22 protein-coding genes are annotated in these 18,919 nt (G+C 62.4%); all 22 read left to right on the top strand.

Annotated features, from left to right (window positions below; all coding sequences use genetic code 11):
* The first annotated feature begins 157 nt into the window (after positions 1 to 157).
* Positions 158 to 547, top strand: coding sequence for an HNH endonuclease (locus tag ACX3OZ_RS17205; RefSeq protein WP_459105038.1), 390 nt, complete (start codon positions 158 to 160; stop codon positions 545 to 547).
* Positions 548 to 715: 168 nt separating this feature from the next.
* Positions 716 to 1,282 (top strand): hypothetical protein, encoded by a 567-nt coding sequence (locus ACX3OZ_RS17200; RefSeq protein WP_459105037.1) that lies wholly within the window; start codon positions 716 to 718, stop codon positions 1,280 to 1,282.
* Positions 1,279 to 3,090, top strand: coding sequence for a terminase large subunit (locus tag ACX3OZ_RS17195; RefSeq protein ID WP_459105036.1), 1,812 nt, complete (start codon positions 1,279 to 1,281; stop codon positions 3,088 to 3,090). Before ACX3OZ_RS17200 ends, ACX3OZ_RS17195 begins: the two co-directional genes overlap by 4 nt.
* A complete protein-coding gene (locus tag ACX3OZ_RS17190; protein WP_459105035.1) occupies positions 3,087 to 4,316 on the top strand; it encodes a phage portal protein in 1,230 nt (409 codons plus the stop codon). The genes ACX3OZ_RS17195 and ACX3OZ_RS17190 overlap by 4 nt, the downstream gene beginning before the upstream one ends.
* Complete coding sequence (locus ACX3OZ_RS17185; protein WP_459105034.1) at positions 4,306 to 4,995, top strand: HK97 family phage prohead protease; 690 nt, start codon at positions 4,306 to 4,308, stop codon at positions 4,993 to 4,995. Before ACX3OZ_RS17190 ends, ACX3OZ_RS17185 begins: the two co-directional genes overlap by 11 nt.
* A gap of 84 nt (positions 4,996 to 5,079) precedes the next feature.
* Positions 5,080 to 6,324, top strand: coding sequence for a phage major capsid protein (locus tag ACX3OZ_RS17180; protein ID WP_459105080.1), 1,245 nt, complete (start codon positions 5,080 to 5,082; stop codon positions 6,322 to 6,324).
* A 66-nt stretch (positions 6,325 to 6,390) separates the two neighbouring features.
* Entirely contained in the window at positions 6,391 to 6,582 is a 192-nt protein-coding gene (locus ACX3OZ_RS17175; protein WP_459105033.1) for a hypothetical protein, read from the top strand.
* 3 nt (positions 6,583 to 6,585) lie between these two features.
* Complete coding sequence (locus ACX3OZ_RS17170; RefSeq protein WP_459105032.1) at positions 6,586 to 6,933, top strand: hypothetical protein; 348 nt, start codon at positions 6,586 to 6,588, stop codon at positions 6,931 to 6,933.
* Positions 6,934 to 6,936: 3 nt separating this feature from the next.
* Complete coding sequence (locus ACX3OZ_RS17165; protein ID WP_459105031.1) at positions 6,937 to 7,545, top strand: hypothetical protein; 609 nt, start codon at positions 6,937 to 6,939, stop codon at positions 7,543 to 7,545.
* The gene (locus ACX3OZ_RS17160) at positions 7,542 to 7,862 is read left to right on the top strand and encodes a CBS domain-containing protein (protein ID WP_459105030.1); all 321 of its coding nucleotides are present in this window, start codon (positions 7,542 to 7,544) and stop codon (positions 7,860 to 7,862) included. Before ACX3OZ_RS17165 ends, ACX3OZ_RS17160 begins: the two co-directional genes overlap by 4 nt.
* Positions 7,862 to 8,461: a hypothetical protein gene (locus tag ACX3OZ_RS17155; protein WP_459105029.1), complete on the top strand. Its 600-nt coding sequence runs from the start codon at positions 7,862 to 7,864 to the stop codon at positions 8,459 to 8,461. Before ACX3OZ_RS17160 ends, ACX3OZ_RS17155 begins: the two co-directional genes overlap by 1 nt.
* A 27-nt stretch (positions 8,462 to 8,488) precedes the next feature.
* Positions 8,489 to 8,698: a hypothetical protein gene (locus ACX3OZ_RS17150; protein ID WP_459105028.1), complete on the top strand. Its 210-nt coding sequence runs from the start codon at positions 8,489 to 8,491 to the stop codon at positions 8,696 to 8,698.
* Positions 8,699 to 8,700: 2 nt separating this feature from the next.
* Positions 8,701 to 9,192, top strand: a complete 492-nt coding sequence (locus ACX3OZ_RS17145; RefSeq protein WP_459105027.1) for a phage tail terminator-like protein — start codon at positions 8,701 to 8,703, stop codon at positions 9,190 to 9,192.
* 47 nt (positions 9,193 to 9,239) lie between these two features.
* A complete protein-coding gene (locus ACX3OZ_RS17140) occupies positions 9,240 to 10,427 on the top strand; it encodes a phage tail tube protein (RefSeq protein ID WP_459105026.1) in 1,188 nt (395 codons plus the stop codon).
* A 99-nt stretch (positions 10,428 to 10,526) separates the two neighbouring features.
* Positions 10,527 to 10,979, top strand: a complete 453-nt coding sequence (locus tag ACX3OZ_RS17135) for a hypothetical protein (protein ID WP_459105025.1) — start codon at positions 10,527 to 10,529, stop codon at positions 10,977 to 10,979.
* Positions 10,980 to 11,104: 125 nt separating this feature from the next.
* Positions 11,105 to 11,350, top strand: coding sequence for a phage tail assembly chaperone (locus tag ACX3OZ_RS17130; protein ID WP_459105024.1), 246 nt, complete (start codon positions 11,105 to 11,107; stop codon positions 11,348 to 11,350).
* Positions 11,347 to 13,719, top strand: a complete 2,373-nt coding sequence (locus tag ACX3OZ_RS17125) for a phage tail length tape measure family protein (protein ID WP_459105023.1) — start codon at positions 11,347 to 11,349, stop codon at positions 13,717 to 13,719. Before ACX3OZ_RS17130 ends, ACX3OZ_RS17125 begins: the two co-directional genes overlap by 4 nt.
* On the top strand, positions 13,719 to 14,411 hold the full coding sequence (locus ACX3OZ_RS17120; RefSeq protein WP_459105022.1) for a hypothetical protein: 693 nt from the start codon (positions 13,719 to 13,721) through the stop codon (positions 14,409 to 14,411). Before ACX3OZ_RS17125 ends, ACX3OZ_RS17120 begins: the two co-directional genes overlap by 1 nt.
* A complete protein-coding gene (locus tag ACX3OZ_RS17115; protein WP_459105021.1) occupies positions 14,408 to 14,995 on the top strand; it encodes a hypothetical protein in 588 nt (195 codons plus the stop codon). The genes ACX3OZ_RS17120 and ACX3OZ_RS17115 overlap by 4 nt, the downstream gene beginning before the upstream one ends.
* 95 nt (positions 14,996 to 15,090) lie before the next feature.
* On the top strand, positions 15,091 to 15,486 hold the full coding sequence (locus tag ACX3OZ_RS17110) for a DUF6950 family protein (RefSeq protein WP_459105020.1): 396 nt from the start codon (positions 15,091 to 15,093) through the stop codon (positions 15,484 to 15,486).
* 7 nt (positions 15,487 to 15,493) lie between these two features.
* Entirely contained in the window at positions 15,494 to 17,641 is a 2,148-nt protein-coding gene (locus ACX3OZ_RS17105; RefSeq protein WP_459105019.1) for a phage tail protein, read from the top strand.
* Positions 17,642 to 17,706: 65 nt separating this feature from the next.
* Positions 17,707 to 18,798, top strand: a complete 1,092-nt coding sequence (locus tag ACX3OZ_RS17100) for a hypothetical protein (protein ID WP_459105018.1) — start codon at positions 17,707 to 17,709, stop codon at positions 18,796 to 18,798.
* Positions 18,799 to 18,919 lie beyond the last annotated feature (121 nt).

Raw genomic sequence — 18,919 nt, 5'->3', positions numbered from 1 at the left:
AGCAGTGTGGGCACCGTCCAACGCCATCAAGTTTTGTTCCCGGAACATAGCTGTTTTGCCCTTTGCTTAGCGCTGCGCTGATCGTCAAAATTGCCCCCCCCCGCATTTGGATAGATGAGCTGAAGCTTACCATCCTTGAACGCAAGGAACAGAACACATGTCAGGCCGTCGCGCTCCGCTCCGCGTACTGAAGACGCGACTGACACCGATCCGCCCCAAGCTCAAGTCCATGTCCCAGACCCGGGACACCAAGGGCGCCCCCGATGCCACGATCCGCAGCTGGTACAAATCCAAACGCTGGCAGGAGCTGCGCATTGCGGTCCTGACCCGCGACCTGTTCGTCTGCCAGAAGACTGGCGTCATCCTCACCGGCAAGGCCAATGCGCCCAACAGCCCCGTCGTCCACCATAGGGTGGCGCACAAGGGCGATGAGCAACTGTTCTGGGACATCGGCAACCTGGAGGCAGTGAGCAAGGCCTGGCACGACAGCGAGGGCCAGCGCGAGGAGAAGCGCAACCCCGCTGGAGGCTGGCAGTTCGGGCGCTAGAGCCAGGCCAGCGGCCCGCGTGACATTATAGACACGTGGCGGATGGGCAACAGGGGTGGGGGTCTAAATCTCCACGGCGGCCGGGGGCCTCGGACCACGTGGGGGCTCACGTAGAGATTTTTTCCTCTGGTGGAAATCAGGGGTGCGAACCAAGGCGCGAACACACCCATGAAAGACAAGAAAAGCGCCATCGACTGGCCGGCTATCGAAGTCGAATTTCGGGCTGGGAAGCGCAGTATCCGGGAGATTGCGACCTGGTATCAGATTTCGGACACGGCAATTCGGAAGCGCGCGAAAGCCAAGGGCTGGGCGCGCGCGAACCAGCAGCCAAGTTCGCACCAAACGCAGGGTGCGAACTTGCCGGTGGTGAGCCTGTCCCAAGCCGAGCCGCCGAAGGTCGAAGAGGTCATCACCCGGGGCCGGAATATTGCCGAGCGCCTGCTCGATGAGCTCGGCGCGGAAACGCTCCACAAGGGCGAGATGGAAGTCATCATCCATCTGAATGAAACCGACCCTGAGAGGTTGGTGGCGCTGAAGCAGGCGGTGAGCTTGCCGGTTCGGGCCAAGACGCTGCAGACGATCGCGCTGGCGCTCAAGACCATGGGCGAGACGGCCACGGAAGCGCCGAAGGGCAAGAAGGCGGCTCGGCTCGCGAGCGCGGATGCATCAACAGCGCCGGGCAGCAAGTTTGCGCCGCGTTCCGGTCCGCCTCAATTGAAAGTGGTCGGCAAGTGACGCTCGAGTGGTCAACGGCATGTAGGGACTGGGAGCAGAGGATTGTTGCGCAGCGGTCGCTTATCCCGTTCAAGCCGCTGTTCCCCGCTGAGGCTGAGTACGCCCTCGGGATATTCAAGGCACTCAAGGTAGTCGACCTGCCGCAGGTTCTGGATTCCCAGACCGGCGAACTCCGGCACCAGACGTTTGGTGAAGTTTGCGACGAGTGGGTCTTTGTTTTCGTCGCTTCCATCTTCGGCTCCTATGACGCTGAAACTGGCAGCCAGCTCGTCACAGAATTCTTCCTGCTGATCAGTAAGAAGAATGCCAAGTCCACCATCGCGGCGGGCATCATGCTCACGGCGCTGATTATCAATTGGCGCCACGAAGAAGAGCTTCTGATCTTGGCACCAACGATCGAAGTGGCACAGAACAGCTACAAGCCGGCAGCCGCTATGGTTCGGGCGGACCCAGAGCTTGATGCCAGCCAAGAGCAGGGCGGGTTCCTGCATGTGCAGGATCACATTCGAACCATTACCCACCTGAGCAACAGGGCTGCCCTCAAGGTGGTCGCGGCCGACACTGACACGGTCTCCGGCAAGAAGTCGGGACGCATCCTGATCGACGAGCTTTGGGTTTTCGGCAAGCGGGCAGGGGCTGACGCTATGTTGCGCGAGGCGACTGGCGGGGTGATCTCTCGGCCGGAAGGATTCATTATCTCCCTCTCGACGCAGAGCGATCAGCCGCCGGCCGGCGTGTTCAAGGCGAAACTGGACTATGCCCGCCAGGTGCGGGACGGCGTGATCGTCAATCGCAAGTTTCTGCCGGTGCTCTACGAGTTCCCCGACAAGATGGTCGAGGCGAAAGCCTATGAGGACCCGGCCAACTTCTATGTGACCAACCCGAATTTGGGCCGGTCGGTCAGCCAGGAATGGCTGGAAGAGGAGATGATCAAGGAGCTGTCGGGCGACAAGACGACGCTTGCGACGTTCCTGGCCAAGCACCTCAATGTCGAGATCGGCATGAACCTGCGGTCAAACCGCTGGGCTGGTGCTGATCACTGGACCGAAGCGGAAGACGCCGAGCTTGTCGGGCTGTCGCACTACGAGGCGCTGGATCGGCTGCTGGAGCGCAGCGAGGTTGTCGTGGTCGGGATCGACGGCGGCGGCCTGGATGACCTTTTCGGTCTGAACATCCTTGGCCGCGAGCCGGGAGAGATCGAGGTACGCATCGAAATCGACGGCGTGCCGGTCGTGCGGAAGATGAAGCGCTGGCTCTCATGGCCTCATGCCTGGTGCCACAAGGGCGTGCTGGCGCGGCGACCGAAGATTGTCACCACGCTGCAGCGCATCCAGGCAAAGGGCGAGCTGACCATCCTCGATGATCCTCTCGGCGACGTTGCCACGATCATCGAGCATATCAGCCGGATCAAGAGCATGGGTCTGCTGGGCGGGGTGGCGGTTGACGCCTCCGGCCTGGGCGAAATGGAAGATGCGCTCGATGAAATCGAGGTCACGCAGGAATCGGGTTTGCTCGTCGCAGCGCCGCAGGGCGGCTGGATGATGAGCAGCATCAAGGGCGCGGAGCGTCGGCTGGCCTCTGGCCTGCTCAAGCATGCCGGCGGTCCGCTGATGAACTGGTGCGTGCCGAACCTGAAGATTGAGCCGACGGCAACAGGCATCCGAGCCACGAAGCAAACCGCCGGTGACGCGAAGATCGACCCAGCGATGGCGATGTTCAACGCGGTGACGCTGATGGCCCGTAATCCTGCCGCTCAAGGTGTCGGGTTTAACGACTATCTCAAGAGCCTTACGGGGACTGCCGGATGAACCGATTTAAGGCTGCGCTGCTCACCCTGATCAAGGGAACGCCGCTGTCGATCCGCGATCCTGCGCATTGGCGTAACCGCGATGCCGACACGATTACCGGCGCGTCGATGACGGAAAGCGCGGTGCTCGGCCTGTCGACGGCATGGGCTTGCGTAAATCTGCTTGTGGGCACTCAGGCGTCGTTGCCGGTGATGGTCTATCGCACGGCAAAAGACGGTTCGCGTGAGGCGGCGAAGGACCATCCGCTCTATCGGGTGCTCCACGACAGCCCGAACAGCCAGCAAACGGCGCTCGATTTCTGGGAGTTTGTCTGTGCCAGCCTCGAATTGCGGGGCAACGGCTATGCCCGCAAGATCAAAAGCCAGGGCAAGATCGTCGGTTTGGTGCCGATTTACCCCGACGTCATGGCCGTGCGACAGCTTGCCGGTGGCCGCATCGGCTATCGGTGGACGATTGACGGCAAGTCTTGGGACGAAACCGACGAGACGGTGCTGCATATTCGCGGTTTCGGGGGCAATCCGCTCGGTGGCCTCTCCACGCTGGAATATGGCCGCCAGACCTTCGACCTGGCGACCGGCATCAACGCGGCGGCAACCAAGACGTTCAAGAATGGGATGCTCCCGAGCATTGTCATTGCGTTCAAGGAATTCCTGACCGGGCCGCAGCGCGAGGGTGTCGAAAAGGCGCTGGAAGAGAAGTTCCTCGGTGCGATGAATGCCGGCCGACCCTTTATTGCCGAGGGCGGGCAGGAGGTTAAGACCCTCTCGCTCAACCCCGAAGATGCCCAGATGCTGGAATCTCGGGCGTTCTCCGTCGAGGAAATCTGCCGCTTGTTCGGCGTCCCGCCCCATATGGTCGGTCACACCGAGAAATCTACCAGCTGGGGCACCGGCATTGAGCAGCAGACGCTCGGCTTCGTCAAATTCACGCTCCGTCGCCGCCTGAAGCGCATTGAGCAGGCGCTGATGAAGCAGCTGCTGACGCCAGACGACGTGGCGCGTGGTGTCACCATCGAATTCAACCTTGAGGGCCTACTGCGCGGCGATAGCGCCGGTCGCTCCGCCTTCTACACCGCCGCGCTCGGCGACACCCAGAAACCGGGCTGGATGCTGCGCAACGAAGTCCGCGCACTTGAGAATTTGTCGCCCGTTGAGGGTTGGAGCGATCCGATTCCCCTCATCACTAACCAATCGTCACCCAGCCAGGAGCCTTCCGATGCTGTTTAAGGACGCGGGCATCACCATGCCGCACTCCGCGCCGGTCTTGGAGATCAAGGCGCTCAAGGAAAATGGCGAGTTCGAGGGGTACGCCTCCACGTTTGGGGGCGAGCCCGACAGCTATGGCGACGTCATCGCGCCCGGCGCGTTTGCTGAGAGCCTTGCCGACCACAAGGCGGCTGGGACGATGCCGAAAATGTTCTGGCAGCACAAACGCGACGAGCCGATTGGCAAGTGGCTGGAAGCTGCCGAGGACAGCAAGGGCCTGCTGACCAAGGGCCGCCTGAACATGGATGTGCAGCGCGCTCGTGAAGCCTATGCGCTGCTCAAGAATGGCGACATCGACGGCCTCTCGATCGGCTATCGCATCAAGGAATATTCGGTCGATACCGAATCCGGCGTTTGGACGTTGGAGCGGCTGGACCTGAAGGACGTTTCGGTGGTCAGCATCGGCGCGAATGAAAACGCGACGATCACGAGCGTCAAGGCGTTCAAAGCTGCTCACCAGTTGACGGACAAGCTCAAGGCCGGGGACCGGCTGACTGAGCGGGAATTCGAGACCTGGCTCAAGGGATTGGGCTTCTCGAATTCGGAGGCAGAGCGTGCCGCGCGCGTCTGTCTTAAGGGGCAGGGGGAACCTGCCGGAGCGGACCAGACGCTTGCATTCCTGCAGGCACTCCGGGGCTGACCCCCACAACAACACGAGAACATCATCATGAAGAAGACCATTCTGTTGGCCGCAGCGGCCGGCGGGCTTTTTGCCATGCCCGCAATGAACTACTTCGGCGCCCCTCGGGTCGTATTCGACAAGCCGGATGACATGCCGGCGTCGGTCGCGGCGCTGGCCTCCGAGATCAAGGGCGAGTTCAACAAGTCCTTGGACAAGGTCAAGGAAATCGCCGAAACGGCCCTGGCCGATGCCAAGAAGTCCGGCGAGATCAGCACCGCCATCAAGGAGCAGGCGGACGAAGCCCTGATCAAGATGAACGGGCTGAACGAGCAGCTTTCGCAGCTGGAGCAGCGCGTTGCTGAAGGTGCTGGTGGCGGTGACGAGCGGTCCAAGTCGTTCGGCGAGCAGTTCGCCGAGGACGAGACCGTCAAAGCCTTCCTCGCTCAGGCCAATCCGCGCGGTCGTATCGACTTCCAGGCCAAGGCCACTCTGACCTCCCTGACGACCGACGCCGCCGGCTCGGTGGGCGATGCCATCCAGAATACCCGCCTGCCGGGCATTCAGGCAATGCCCCAGCGCCGCATGGTCGTGCGTGACCTCATCTCGCCCGGCCAGATGGACGGCAGCACGCTCGAATACGTGGCTGAAACCGGCTTCACCAACAATGCCGGTATGGTCGCGGAAGGCGCTGCCAAGCCTTCGTCCGATATCAAGCTGGACCTGAAGACGACCTCGGCCAAGGTCATCGCGCACTGGATGAAGGCCTCGCGCCAGGTGCTGAGCGATATCTCCCAGCTGCGCTCGATCATCGATCAGCGCCTGCTCTACGGCCTGGCGTTCAAGGAAGAAGGGCAGCTGCTCAACGGCGATGGCACTGGCCAGAACCTGCTCGGCATCATCCCGCAGGCGACCGCCTTCTCCGCGCCGATCACCCTGACCAGCCCTACCAGCATCGATCTGATGCGCTTGGCCATGCTGCAGGCGGTGCTGGCGGAATATCCGGCGACCGGCCACGTCATGAACCCGATCGATTGGGCATGGATCGAAACCCTCAAGGATGCCGGCGGCAATTACATCATCGGCAATCCGCAGGGCACCATCTCGCCGACCCTTTGGGGCCTGCCGGTGGTGACCACGCAGGCGATCGCAGTCGACAAGTTCCTGACCGGCGCATTCAAGCTCGGCGCCCAGGTGTTCGACCGCTGGCAGGCGCGCGTGGAAGTCGCCACCGAGAACGAAGACGACTTCATCAAGAACCTCGTCACCGTCCTCGCCGAAGAACGCCTCGCCCTGGCCGTCTATCGCCCGGAAGCGTTCATCTACGGCGATTTCGGCCGCGTTTCGTAGTCGTTCGGTTGATCACGAAAGGCGGGGCCTCGGCTCCGCCTTTTCTATGAACCGAAGGAGGCCGTCATGGCAGAGAAAGTCACTTTCAACGTGCTGCGCCGCCATGAGGGCGACCGGCTCTATGACGAGGGCGACACCCGCGAGGCGGTGCTCGCCGACGTTGCCCACCTCGTCACCGGCGGTGTTCTGAAGAAGGTCGAAGCGAAGACGGCAAACAAGGCCGAGCCCGCCGTCGCCAACAAGTCCAAGAGGGGCTGAACCATGCGCAGCAAGGCAAGTCACAAGCGCAGCTATGCCGGCTTTGTCGGTGCCGAGGGCGGCGCTCCGGTTGCGCCAGCGAATACCGTCGTGCCGGCAATCATCGGGACAGCAACGGTCGGCGAAACTCTCACGGCCAGCAATGGCACGTGGACTGGTCGCGAGGCCCCGGACACCTTTGCCTATCAGTGGCTGGCTGATGGGGTGGCAATCGGTGGCGCGACGGCAAGCACTTATCTGCTGACCGAGGGCGAGCTTGGCGCGGCGATCACTGTCACGGTGAAGGCTTCGAACTGGAAGGGCTCCGCATCGGCCACGAGCGCGGCCACTGCCGCCGTCGCAGGGGAATAGTACATGTCCATCCGCGTGATCACCCCGCCGGCGCCATTCGTGCTGCCCTCCGATATTGCGGGCGATCATGCTGCTGACGATGCTGCTGTGGCCGCTATGATCGAGGCGGTGACCGAGACCATCGACGGCTATACCGGATGGCTAGGTCAGTGCCTCGGCCCGCAGCTGCTGGAATGGTCGATGCGCGCATGGCCGCGCCGGGATGACTTTTGCTTTCCGGTCGGCCCTGAGCTGGAGATTGATTCCGTCGCCTACGTCGACCCGAACGGCGACGAGCAGACATGGGCATTCCCCGAGCCGCTGTATTTCGAGAACCTGCCCGCCGTCCGTGGCCGCCGTAGCGATATCCGCATACGGTATTGGGCTGGGTACGGCGCGCGCGATGCGGCAGACCCGACGAAATGGGTTGCCGCTGTCCCTGAGCGGGCGCGGCAGGCCGTTATCCTGTCGGTGCAGCACATGAAGGCGCTGGGCACCGAAAGCCTGTTCCTGCGCTCCGAGGAAGTCGAGGGCATTGGCACCAAGACCTATACCGTCTCAGATCAAGCGGGCGCGATCATCCGCACCACGGCCGACCGTCTCTTGGCGGGTCTCTGGGTGCCCAAGCTATGAGCCCAGCAGAAGCCATTGCCATGCTGGACCGGCAATTGTCGGCGCATGGTCAGGCCATTGCGTTCAAGCGCGGGGCAACCGAGCAGGCGGCAGTCGGTTTCGTCCGTGGCTACAAGGCCGAGCAACTGGTTGGACTGATCACTCAGCAGGACCGGGAAGTGATCCTCTCTCCATCGTCGCTGTCGACGTTTCAGCCCCGCGAGAACGACGATTTCGTCATCAGCGCCGGCATCAAGCTCGGCAAGGTCATGGCCGCCGAGCCCATCCATATTGGCACGACGCTGGTGCGGTGGAATTTGCGGGTGAGGCTCACCTGATGGCCGGCGCAAATCAACGGCTGTTCGTCTTGGCTGCGCAGGCGACACGCGAGGAAACGCAGAAGCAACTGGCGGCGCTGGGCAAGCGCGAGCATGCCAAGGTCATGAAGGACGATCCACGACCGAGCCGGTTCATTCGCACTGTCGACGGCGTTCGAGGCGCGCGAGAAGAGCAGGTCCGGGCCGATGGGACGATCATCTATGTCTATCCTCGCCTCGATGAGGTGGTGCAGGCGGCGCTCGATACGCTGTTCGATCTGTCGCCGGTTCTGTCGGGTGCCTATCGCATGAACCATCGGCTGTTCGTCAACAGCGTAGAAGCCCGAAATCTGGCCGACTGGGACGGGCAGGGCGACATCATCATCTCCAACTCGATGCCATATTCGCGGAAAATCGAGCTGGGCAAGATGGTGATGCGCGTGCCCGGCAGCGATCATATTTACGAGCAGGCGGAATTCACTCTGCAGCAGCGGTTCGGCAATCAGGCGCGCATCTTCTTCACTTATCGAGGGCTGATGGGCGGTTCGGTTCTGACCAGCAAGCAGGGCGGGAACAATAGCGAATATCGCTACCCGGCCCTCGAAATCAGGGAGCGCTGAAGGCGATGACCTACAAAGGAAAATTTCATGGCTGACATTGGACTTCGGGCCCGCGTCGAAGCGAGTATGTGCATCTCCTATGGCTCACAATACCCGGATGGTCGCGAGGAGGCGCGCATCAGTCGTGAAGATTGGGAGAGCCTCTTGGCGACCCTTCGGCTGACGCTGAACGGCCCAGGCTGCGTGCTGACGCCGGTTGTCAGGCAGGCCATTCAAGAGACGATTGGCGAGCACTGAGCATGGGCAGCTATGGCGCCGCCAAGGCCGCAGTTCGGGCCGCCCTTGAAGCTGGCTGGACGACAACGCGCATTGCCTACCAGAACGAAACGCCGGCTGAGCCATGGCCGCCCAAGGCCGTGGTTCCCGGTTCGTCGTTCCCGCAGTTGCAGCCCTGGGTGTATCTGGAAATGGCGACGATGCCGGGCCAGACGATCCGGGGCGTCGGCGTACCGGGCGACCAGTTGAGCCAGACCAATGGCATGATCTTCGTCCACGTCTTTGTCCCTGACGGAACCGGCGAGGCGCTTGCCACCCAATATGCCGAGACCATCGGCGAACTGTTCCGCAGCAAGAAGCTCTACGAGGCTGACGGCTGCTATCTGCGCACATGGGTTCCTCGCGTTGATGAGGGCGGTGACGCGGCGGCGCAAAGCGAGATTGCGGGCGTGAACGCCGGCAATTGGTTCCGGGTCACCATGGCGGTGCCCTTCCAATATTTCCACCAGGGTTAGCCCCACACACATCCGCCCGATCGGGCCATCATCGAAAGGAACAGGCCATGGCTTATCAGTCGGGGCGCAATATCCGTGTTGCCTATAAGGCGGAGTCGGCTTTCGGCGTTATGCCGGCGGCGTCTGATGCCGAGATCTTCCGCATCAACTCTGGTGGGCTCAATCTCGCCAAGGAGCCGATCAACTCCAATGAGCTGCGGTCGGACGGCATGACGACGCGCGGCCGGCACGGCTCTCGCTCGGTCACCGGCAGCTATGCGGCTGACCTTTCGGTCGGCACCTTTGACGACCTGATCGAGGCGGTGTTTCGCGGGACGTTCGCCGCGGCGCTGGCCCTTGCTGCCGCCGACTTCACCTCAATCACCACTACGGCCAATGCCATCGTCTTTGCGTCGGGCTCGCCCATCACTTCGGGGCTGCGGGTCGGCGAAATCATCCGGCTGGCCGACCACGCGACGGCCGGCAACACCAACCGCAATCTGCGCATCACCGACCTCGACGCCACCACGATCACCGTGGCGGAAACCCTCACAGTCAACGCCGTCGCCGACACCGACGCCACCATCACCCGGCCCAAGACGCTGGTGCAGGGCGTGACGCCGCGGTCGTTCTCATTCGAGGAATTCGAAGTCGATATCGACGGGACGGAAATCTTCACCGGCTGCCGCGTCGGATCGATGCAGCTCCAGCTCCAGCCCAATGGCATGACGACTGTCACGTTCGGCGTCGTCGGCCAGGATATGGACGCGCTCGACGGCGCCAGTGCGCCATATTTCACCGACCCCACCAAGACCACGAGCATCGGCCTGACGGCGGTTGAGGCCAAGATCATGTTGGGCGGCGTCGACGTGCTGGATGTGTCCAGCATCGACATGACGCTGCAGCTCAACGCCTCGGGAACGCCTGTGGTCGGCTCGGAGCTTACCCCTGAAGTGTTCACCAACAGCGCGCAGATCACCCTCTCGGTGACGGCTCTCAAGAAGGATATCGCCCGGGTTCAGCAGTACCTCGATGAGGACGAACTGAGCCTGCATCTGGTGTTCGAGGAAAACGAGACCGGCGCCGCCGACTTCTGCGCCTTCTATTTGCCGAATATCACCTTGGCGAGCGCCACCAAGAGCGAGCTTGGCCAGGACAATGGCCGCACCGTCACCTTCACCTGCCTTGTGGGTGTCGACGAGCGGGGCGGGGCGCATCCGAACACCATGATCGGCTTTCAGACGAGCGCCGCTTAATCCATCGGCCCGACAGCCGAACCAACGTCGCTCCCGAGCGACCAGCAGGCGGCATGTCGGTGCTGCCTGCGCCCTCCCTTCCGACAAAGGAAATCCGATATGACCGACACTGCCAATAAGGCCGTGCCTTCCTTCAGTCTCGACGCATTCGAGGCTTCCGATACCGGCAAGATGCAGGTGCTCGACGCCGCCGGCAATCCGACCGGATGGTTCTGGGAATTCGCTGGGCCCGGTCATCCCAGGACCGAGGCGCTCAACAATCGTCTCGCCCGCGAGCGGTTGCGCAAGTCGGCCCTGATGGAGCAGGCCCAGGTCAACGGCAAAAAGTGGCACGCCGACAAAGACGAGCCCGACGAACTGCGCGCCAAGAACATCGCTGACCTGGTTGACCGCATCGTCGGTTGGTCCGAAGTCGAGATCGGCGGCAAGCCATTCCCCTTCACGCCCGAAGCCGCCATCGAGTTCCTGTCCCATCCCAAGCGCATCAGCGTGCTGACCCAGGCAATGGAATTCGTCTCGTCCGACCGGGCTTTCGCGCCGCGCTCCGAGTAGAACTGCTCGACTACGCGGAGCGCGACTTCTCCCTTTCCGCCGTCGATAAGGACAGCGGCCATACCTACCGAGAGCATCTGCAGGGCCAGTTAAGCCGAGCCAGAACGCCAGGGCGCGTTGCTGAGTTGGAGGATGAACTGGCCTTGCCGCCTTTCCCTGAGGAACTGCGGTTCCTCTGGGATGCCTTTCGTCGCATCCGGAACCGCAACAGCGGTAATGGACACGGCCCCACACCAATCTCATGGGCTGATCTGGACGCATTCGACAGGCTGTCCGGCCTTCGCCTGCTACCATGGGAAATCGAGATCATCGAACTGCTCGATGATGCCTATTTCGCCGCCCGCCAGAACCAAGAGGACGATCCGCAATGACCGATGTTGTGACCCGCCTCGTGGTTCGTGGTGATGGCTCTCTGGCTGTCTTGGACCAGTTCGAGAATAAGATGGAGGCCGCCGGCAAGGCGACGGATCGGGCGACGGGCGCCGTCACCAACTACGAGGCCCGCATGGCGAAGGCGCGGGCTGCCATGGAGGCTGGCAACGCCATCTCCACGCAGACCGTGGCGCGCCGGTCCGCCGAGCAGCGGGCCTTCGACGGTCTGGCCTCGTCGGTGGACAAGTCCTATGGGCTCCGCATCCGATTGGAGCGGGAGGCCGAGCGCGCTGCCGTGTCGGCCGCTAACGCCGTGAACATGGGTTACATCACCAACGAGCAGGCATTGAGCACGCTGGTTGCGCTGGAGCGGCGCCATGCTGCCCAGATGTCTCAGTCGGCAGCGGCCAATGACAATCTGGCGCATTCCTATCGAGCCAGTGCCGTCGCTGCGGATGAGGCAGCTGCCGCATCTATGCGGGCCAATGCAGCCCGTATGCGCGGCGGCGGTGGGGTCAATCAGGCCCACACCACGAACCTGCTCTTCCAGGCTCAGGACATCGCCATGATGACCGCGATGGGGCAGGCGCCGATGATGCTTGCCATGCAGCAGGGTATGCAGGTCGGCGGCATCTTCCATCAGATCGGCAGTGGGCGGCAGATCGTGCAGGCATTGGGCGGCGCCATCGTCGGTCTGCTTAATCCGCTGAACCTGGCCACCATTGCGGCCATCGGCTTTGGCGCGGCCGGCGTGCAGTGGTTCATGAGCGCGATGAATAGCGCAGATGACGCCACAACGGCGTTGGAGCGACACAACGAATGGCTGGATAAAACCCTTGAGGGCTACAAGGCCGTTCGTGATGCGGCCGGGGACGCCCTAGCGGCGGCTCTCAAGCTGCCTGAGGCCTCGGTCGCATCTGACCTGTCGGCGCAGCAGGCGGTTGCCGCTGAGCGATCGGTTGCGGCTCTGGAAAAGGTCTTGGCGCTGCAAAGCGAATTCCAGGGCTATGCCAACTATGCAGAGGCCTTCGGCGTGCCGGATGACGTTGCCGCCTCCCTGGCAGAGGTCAGCGGCCTCATTTCGCAGGTCTCGGCGGACGCCACGCTGAGCAGCCAGGAACTGGACCTGCTGCATACCGCATTCACGCATCTCGCCAATTCGACTGCCGACCAGAACATCAAGAACATTGCCAATGAAGCTCTCGCCTTGGTGGATGCCGCTCGCCAGGGCAACGCCGAAGTCCGATCACTCAATGCGTCGCTCGACGCTTTGCCGCGCGATGTCCAAATTCGTCTGCGTGTCGCTCAGGAATTCGCCTCTGCTTCAGAGGGGCTGGAATCGCTCTATATGGACCCTCGCAGCCGCTTCGATGTGTCCCGCGAGCAGGCGAAGAACTTTGCCGAGCAGCAGATGGCGACGGCGCAGACCTATGGGCAGCTGACGGGCGCCGCCAGCCAATACGAGCGCGTTCTGTCCAGCATCAATGCCGCCGAAGCCGAGGCCAATGAAAAGGCCAATGCCAAGGGCGCCAAGGCGGCAGCGAAGCCGTTCGATCAGTGGTCCGGCAACGTCGACCAGTTCCAGCAGCGCATCGCCTCGCAGCGGCTGGAAATCGAACTGATTGGCCAATCCACCTATGAGGTGGAGCGTCAGAAGTCGGCATTTGACCTGCTAAACCAGGCCAAGCAAGCCGGTATCCCAATCACCTCGAAGGTGACTGAGCAAATCAACTTGATGTCTGCGGAGTACGCTGCATCCACCGTGCAACTGCAGCTCATGCAGGAGCAGCAGAATAACGCCCTGATGACGACGACGGCGCTAACGTCGACCATGGGGTCGCTGTTCAAAGACATACTCAAGGGCACCAAGTCAGCAGGCGATGCCTTTGCCGATCTTGCCTCGCGAATTGGTGACATGTTCATCGATAACGCGTTTTCCATGCTCGGGAGCATGTTCAAGCCCGGCGCGGGTATGGGGGGCGGTGGTAGTCGCGGTGGTTTGTTCGGCGGGTCGATCATCCCCGGCATTCTCCACAGCGGTGGCACTGCTGGCGCCGACGGCTACAATCACGGGCGTCAGTTCAGCCCCGCCATCTGGGCCAATGCCCCGCGCTATCACAATGGAGGTGTCGCAGGGCTGCGCCCGAACGAAGTGCCGGCGATCCTTGAGCGCGGAGAGAAGGTCATTCCGGCCAACCAGAACGCCCCGGCCGGCGGTCAGTCGGTCGTCGTGATCCGGCTTGAGGATGGGCTGAAGGCCGACATTGTCAGTCAAGCGGTCGGCCAGTCGGTGCAGATCAGCAGGGGCATGGTGGAGCCGGTCTCCAAGGCAGTCGACCAGATGGCCCAACAGCAGCGGTACGGGTAATGGACCGGAAGATCATTGAGCTCGATACCGCCTATTTTTGGGCCACGTCGTTTGATTGGCAGATCGATTGGCGCGGTTCAGCGGGGCAGGCGGGTGTCACCGGCGCCGGCCAGGTGGTGTTCGGCAATCAGCCGCGCTGGGCAGCCCGGCTGGACTTCGCGACCTTTCGCCGGGACAAAATCCGGTCATGGCGCGGCGTCATTGCGCAGGCCCGGGGGCGTTACAATGCTTTCCGCGTCAAGATGAATGATCCGCTCCGCCCGACCTGGCAGGAGCTGGGTTCGGCATACAAAGGAGGGCTGATCCCGCATAGCGATGGTTCAACGTTCTCGGATGGCAGCGGCTACGCGCAGGGCGTGACGGCGCCGATCCTTGGCACTGCGGCCGCCGGCGCAACGTCGCTTCAGATCAACGCCGACTATCTCGGCAATTTCATCAGCTCGGGCCATATCTTCTCGATCAACGACTGGCCGTATCAGGCGACGGGCATTGAAGGGCAGGGCGAAAACGCTGTGCTGTATTTCGAGACGCCATTGCGCCGGCCGGTGACGTCGGACGACGAAATTAATCTCAATGCCACCTGCCTGGCGACCCTTGAGGGTGATCTCGAGGGCGCCAGCCGGGTTGAGCCTGCCGACCGGGCGAGTCCGCGCCTGGCACTGGTGGAATGGGTGGGGCCTGGCCGCGAATGAACATTCCAGAACAGATTGCGCAGCGCCTCAATGACGAGGTGATCGGCGCTGCACTGATGATTGAGCTCGATACCGCGGAAGGCTTCCTTCGGCTCTATTTGGGCGAGAATGGCGTCTTCCGTAGCGCCGACGACAAGGATTGGATCGGCTGCACCTTGCTCCGCATGGGAGATGTGAAGGTCGGCAGCAACGGCACGGCCCCGACCTGGGAGGCGGCGCTGTCCTATGTTCATGATCCCGATCGCACGGATCTGCTGGCCGTCATCCGGCAATATGGCGTGGCGGCGATCGATGGTCGGCCCTGCCGGCTCTACTTCCAATATTTCGGCCGACTGGAAGAAATGTTCGCGCCGATCTGGCAGCCCATCCTGTTCCGCACCGTGAAGATGCGCCGGCTGATCTATAATTACAGCGGGCAGGACCGCAGCGTGACGCTGATTTGCGAAGGTCCGTTCCCGCTGCGGTCAAAGCCGCTGAACGGTCGCTACACCGATGCCGATCAGCGGCGCCGGCACGCTGGCGACCCGAGCCTGGAATTCATGCCGACCCACGGTTTTGATGACCAGCCGCTGTTCGGTGCATGACATGAACGAGCGAAAGCCACTTCCACATGATGAGTTCGTGAAGCGCCTCTGCATCGCCGGGATTGTCATCGCATTGGCGGCGCAGTGGGTCGGCCTTGTCTGACATCATTGCGCGGCATCTGCGCCGCTGGGCCTCAACTGATTTCGTCTGGGGCGAGACGGACTGCTGCATCGTCCTAGCCGACTATGTGCTTGACGCGACCGGGCGGGACGGCGCGGCTCACCTCCGGGGGCGCTACAGCAGCCGCGCCGAGGCCGAAAGCGTCGGTGGCCTAGCCGATGGCCATGTTGCCACTGTAGGCCGCTGTGCGGCGCTCGCTGGGCTCGACAGAACGAAGGCGCCACAGTGCGGCGACATCGGCATCTTGGCCGTGCGCAACCATGAGTTCGCCGGCCTGTTTCTCGGCGACCGCTGGGCGGTCAAATCCATGGACGGCGTGATGTTCCTCGCCCGGCCAGAAGTTCTCGCTGCCTGGGCAGTGCGGGGGTAGAGCAACAATGATCCTGCGGGTTTTGCGGAGTGTCCTGCTGGGCACGACGATGCTCTTTGCCGTGCCGGTGCAGGCGCATGCCGATCCGGTGTCGGTCGCGATCCTTGGGTGGATAGGCTATGGCGGCGCAGCGGGCCTGATGGCGCCCACGGCTGTGCTGATGAGCCTTGTGGGCAATGCCATCATGGCGGCGCTGCCAGGGTTTTTGCTCAATCTTGCCATCGGCGTTGGCGTCACCATGCTGGCCAATGCCTTGCGGCCGCAGCAGAATAGCCAGGCACAAGACCCTGGCTCGCGTATCGTCAATCTGCGCCAGTCCATTCAGGATCGCTCGAAGTCGTATGGCCGCGTCCGTACCGGCGGCCCGGTGGCCTTCTGGAAGCTGAAGGAAGGCAAGCGCTATGTCGCCGCGCTGTTCAATACCGGTGAAATTGATGGCGTCGAAAGCACCTACCTGAACGAGACCGAAGTCAGCCTCAATGAGTTTGGCTATGTGACCGAAGACCAGTTTGAGTCCGAAGGCACCTCGATGATCCGCGTTGATCGCTTTCACGGAGCGCCAGGGCAGGCGGCGCACCCGTATTTGGCGGAGGCCTTCCCCGAGTGGACGGCTGCGCACAAGCTTTCCGGCATCGCCGGCGCCGTGATGGTCTGCCAGAACCCGAAGGCTGAGGATTTCGCCAAGGTCTATTCGTCTGGCCGGGAGCCAACCATCTCGGGGGTCTATCGCGCCGCCAAGGTGCTCGATCCGCGCGATAACGTTCGGCGGTGGACCACCAACGCCGCGCTGATCATCGCCGACTGGATCGTTAGTCCCGATGGTCTGGGTCAGGATCTGGATTGGGATGAAGTCGCTTATGAGGCCGATGTCGCCGATGCGTTGATGCGGACGCGGGGCGGTGACTGGATTCCGAAGTGGCAGCTGTGCGGAACCTACTTCTTCTCCCAGACGCGCGAGGAGGTTCGCAAGCAACTCGCCGTGGCCTGCGATGCCTGGTTCTATGACAAGCCGAACGGCAAGGTCGGGTTCAAGCTCGGGCGGTGGATGGAGCCCAAGGTCACCATCCGGGCCGAGCACATCTATTCGATCAAGCTGGGCGAAGGCCAAGACGGCGAAACCCAGCAGAACGCGCTGTCGGTCGAGTATGTCGAGCCCGCCGCTGGCTATCGGCAATATCCATCTGCTGCGGTCACCATCAGCGATGGCCAGGCCTATAACCAGTCCTCAGTCGCAGCGCACTGGATTCCGAACCACACCCAGGCCTGCGCCATTGCCAAGCGTACCCTGCGGGCCATGCGGGCCATGCGGGCCCCGCACGATATCACTATGACGCTCAAGCTCTATGGCTTGCTGCTGATGCCGGCCGATGACGAGGACAGCCGGACCTTCCGGGTGGAGTGCCCCAAGTTCGGCATCAGCGGGGTTTACGAGCTGGCGGATTTCCAGCTTTCGCCGGACGGCATGTCGGTGACGGTCACCGGGAAATCGACCGAGCAAGCGGATTGGCAGTTCGACGGCCTGGTGGATGAGCCTGCGCCTTCGACCATTTCGGATATTGACGTGGTGGACGATGTGCCCGATCCGACTGGGGTCACGCTGTCATCGCCGGCTACCGGTGCGCTGCATGTCACCTTCAATCCGGCGCCGCGAGCGAGCCTGCTGAAGCGTGTCCGCTATCGTAAGGTCGGATCGACCGATTGGAACGAACTGGGCGTGCCTGCCAGTCAGGACTATTTGACCATCAACGGGCTGCCGCCGGGCGATGTCTATGAAGCCCAGGTGCAGTTCCGCACCGCCACGGCCAATGCCAGCGACTGGGTGGGGTCGTCGCCGGCCAGCGTCACGATATCCGCCACATCGACGCCGCCAGGTCCGGCAACGAGCACATCAGCGACCGGCGGGGCAGGGCAGGCCACGTTCAACTGGACCGCGCCGAATAGCCCGAACTATGTCGGCGCGCGGATCTACATCAACACGGTCAACACCTTCCCTGGCGGCACGCCGACCGCCACCGAATACGGTCTGCCAAACGCATCGGATAGCCGCGTTGTGCCCAGCCTATCGGTGGGCCTGAAATATGGCTGGGTCGTTGCCATCAACTCGGCCGGCGACGAAGCCATGCCGGCTGCGACCGGACCCTTCACGGTCTCCTGACCCCGACAACATCGACCATCAACACGCCCGCGTCTGAGCGGGCTTTTCTGTTTTGAGGCAAAGCCATGGCGTACGATATCGACACCGTTTTCCGCGACAACAAGGTCAAGGGTGACATCCACAGCGGTGCTCATTGGCCGGACAAGCCGGAAATCCGCGGGCTGCTCAAGCAGATCCAGAGCGGCGGTGGACAGTCCGTTGCGCGAAATACAATCGCGGCCCTGAACGCCGTGACGCCGCCCAATGAGGACTATATGGGCATCGTGCTCACTGGGGCGACTGCGGGCCTTTACAGCCGTGAGGCGGGCGCGTGGGTGTTTGGGCGGGGTTTCCCCGATACATTCGCAAAGGTCGCGTTGTCCGGCTCGGGTACGGCGCAAACCGGCGTGGTGAACGCCGGCGTCAATCCAGCTTCCACCGAAGTCTTCTTCGCCAAGGTGGTGACGCCCAACATCGGCCCACTGACGCTTTCGGTCGGTGGGGAGTCTGCACGTCAGGTCGTCAACCTCGCTGGCAACCCACTCTCTGCCGGCGAGTGGGCCGGCATGGTGATGTTCTGTCTGAACGATGGCGATCAGTATCAGTTGCTGATTGATGTCGGCGCGGCAGCGGCTGCGGCCCAGAGTGCGACGGATGCCAACGAAGACCGCATTGCTGCAGAGCAGGCCTTGGCAGACCTCACCGAGAAATACTTGGGCGCCTTCGCAGACGACGCCGCAGCGAATGCGGCGGCGGGTGGGTTGCCCATCACTGGCGCGGAATATTGGAACACCACCGATGGCAAGCGAAAGACCTGGGACGGCGCTGCCTGGCAGGTCAATGATATTGCGCTTGACGATGGCGATGTCACGCGGACCAAGGTTGCGGGTTTGCTGTCCACGTCTATTTCCTACAGCGCGATCGAACGCGGTGCGGTGGGCGATGGCGTGGCCAATGATGCTGCGGCCATCGATGCGGCACAGGCTCTCGGTGCCCTCTATTTCACCCCCGGCGATTACCGTATCGAGGCCGACCTTGAGCTTACCGCATGCGCCACCTTCGAAGAAGGCGCGCAGATCACTGTTGCGGATGGGGTGACACTCACGCTGTCCGGCGAAATTCTGGCGGGCGCCTATAAAATCTTCGAGGTTGAAGGGGCGGGCGACATTGTCGCTTAGAGCTGGCTCGGGGAATCTGAACACGGGGATGAGTGGATTTTCTGCCTGACGGCGGCCAATATGGCCGCGAACAGGAGAGATCATGACGAGACGACCCCGCCGCAACCACACCCCGGCGTTC

The organism is Devosia sp. A369 (assembly GCF_054489345.1).
Note: the sequence above shows the minus strand (reverse complement) of the source record. Positions and strands in the feature narration are given on the sequence as shown.

Coding starts and splice junctions, on each gene's coding strand:
- ACX3OZ_RS17120 (WP_459105022.1), top strand. CDS start 13,719: ATGGACCGGAAGATCATTGAGCTCGATACCGCCTATTTTTGGGCCACG.
- ACX3OZ_RS17180 (WP_459105080.1), top strand. CDS start 5,080: ATGAACTACTTCGGCGCCCCTCGGGTCGTATTCGACAAGCCGGATGAC.
- ACX3OZ_RS17190 (WP_459105035.1), top strand. CDS start 3,087: ATGAACCGATTTAAGGCTGCGCTGCTCACCCTGATCAAGGGAACGCCG.
- ACX3OZ_RS17200 (WP_459105037.1), top strand. CDS start 716: ATGAAAGACAAGAAAAGCGCCATCGACTGGCCGGCTATCGAAGTCGAA.
- ACX3OZ_RS17185 (WP_459105034.1), top strand. CDS start 4,306: ATGCTGTTTAAGGACGCGGGCATCACCATGCCGCACTCCGCGCCGGTC.
- ACX3OZ_RS17135 (WP_459105025.1), top strand. CDS start 10,527: ATGACCGACACTGCCAATAAGGCCGTGCCTTCCTTCAGTCTCGACGCA.
- ACX3OZ_RS17160 (WP_459105030.1), top strand. CDS start 7,542: ATGAGCCCAGCAGAAGCCATTGCCATGCTGGACCGGCAATTGTCGGCG.
- ACX3OZ_RS17175 (WP_459105033.1), top strand. CDS start 6,391: ATGGCAGAGAAAGTCACTTTCAACGTGCTGCGCCGCCATGAGGGCGAC.
- ACX3OZ_RS17150 (WP_459105028.1), top strand. CDS start 8,489: ATGGCTGACATTGGACTTCGGGCCCGCGTCGAAGCGAGTATGTGCATC.
- ACX3OZ_RS17205 (WP_459105038.1), top strand. CDS start 158: ATGTCAGGCCGTCGCGCTCCGCTCCGCGTACTGAAGACGCGACTGACA.
- ACX3OZ_RS17165 (WP_459105031.1), top strand. CDS start 6,937: ATGTCCATCCGCGTGATCACCCCGCCGGCGCCATTCGTGCTGCCCTCC.
- ACX3OZ_RS17125 (WP_459105023.1), top strand. CDS start 11,347: ATGACCGATGTTGTGACCCGCCTCGTGGTTCGTGGTGATGGCTCTCTG.
- ACX3OZ_RS17105 (WP_459105019.1), top strand. CDS start 15,494: ATGATCCTGCGGGTTTTGCGGAGTGTCCTGCTGGGCACGACGATGCTC.
- ACX3OZ_RS17100 (WP_459105018.1), top strand. CDS start 17,707: ATGGCGTACGATATCGACACCGTTTTCCGCGACAACAAGGTCAAGGGT.
- ACX3OZ_RS17115 (WP_459105021.1), top strand. CDS start 14,408: ATGAACATTCCAGAACAGATTGCGCAGCGCCTCAATGACGAGGTGATC.
- ACX3OZ_RS17155 (WP_459105029.1), top strand. CDS start 7,862: ATGGCCGGCGCAAATCAACGGCTGTTCGTCTTGGCTGCGCAGGCGACA.
- ACX3OZ_RS17170 (WP_459105032.1), top strand. CDS start 6,586: ATGCGCAGCAAGGCAAGTCACAAGCGCAGCTATGCCGGCTTTGTCGGT.
- ACX3OZ_RS17140 (WP_459105026.1), top strand. CDS start 9,240: ATGGCTTATCAGTCGGGGCGCAATATCCGTGTTGCCTATAAGGCGGAG.
- ACX3OZ_RS17145 (WP_459105027.1), top strand. CDS start 8,701: ATGGGCAGCTATGGCGCCGCCAAGGCCGCAGTTCGGGCCGCCCTTGAA.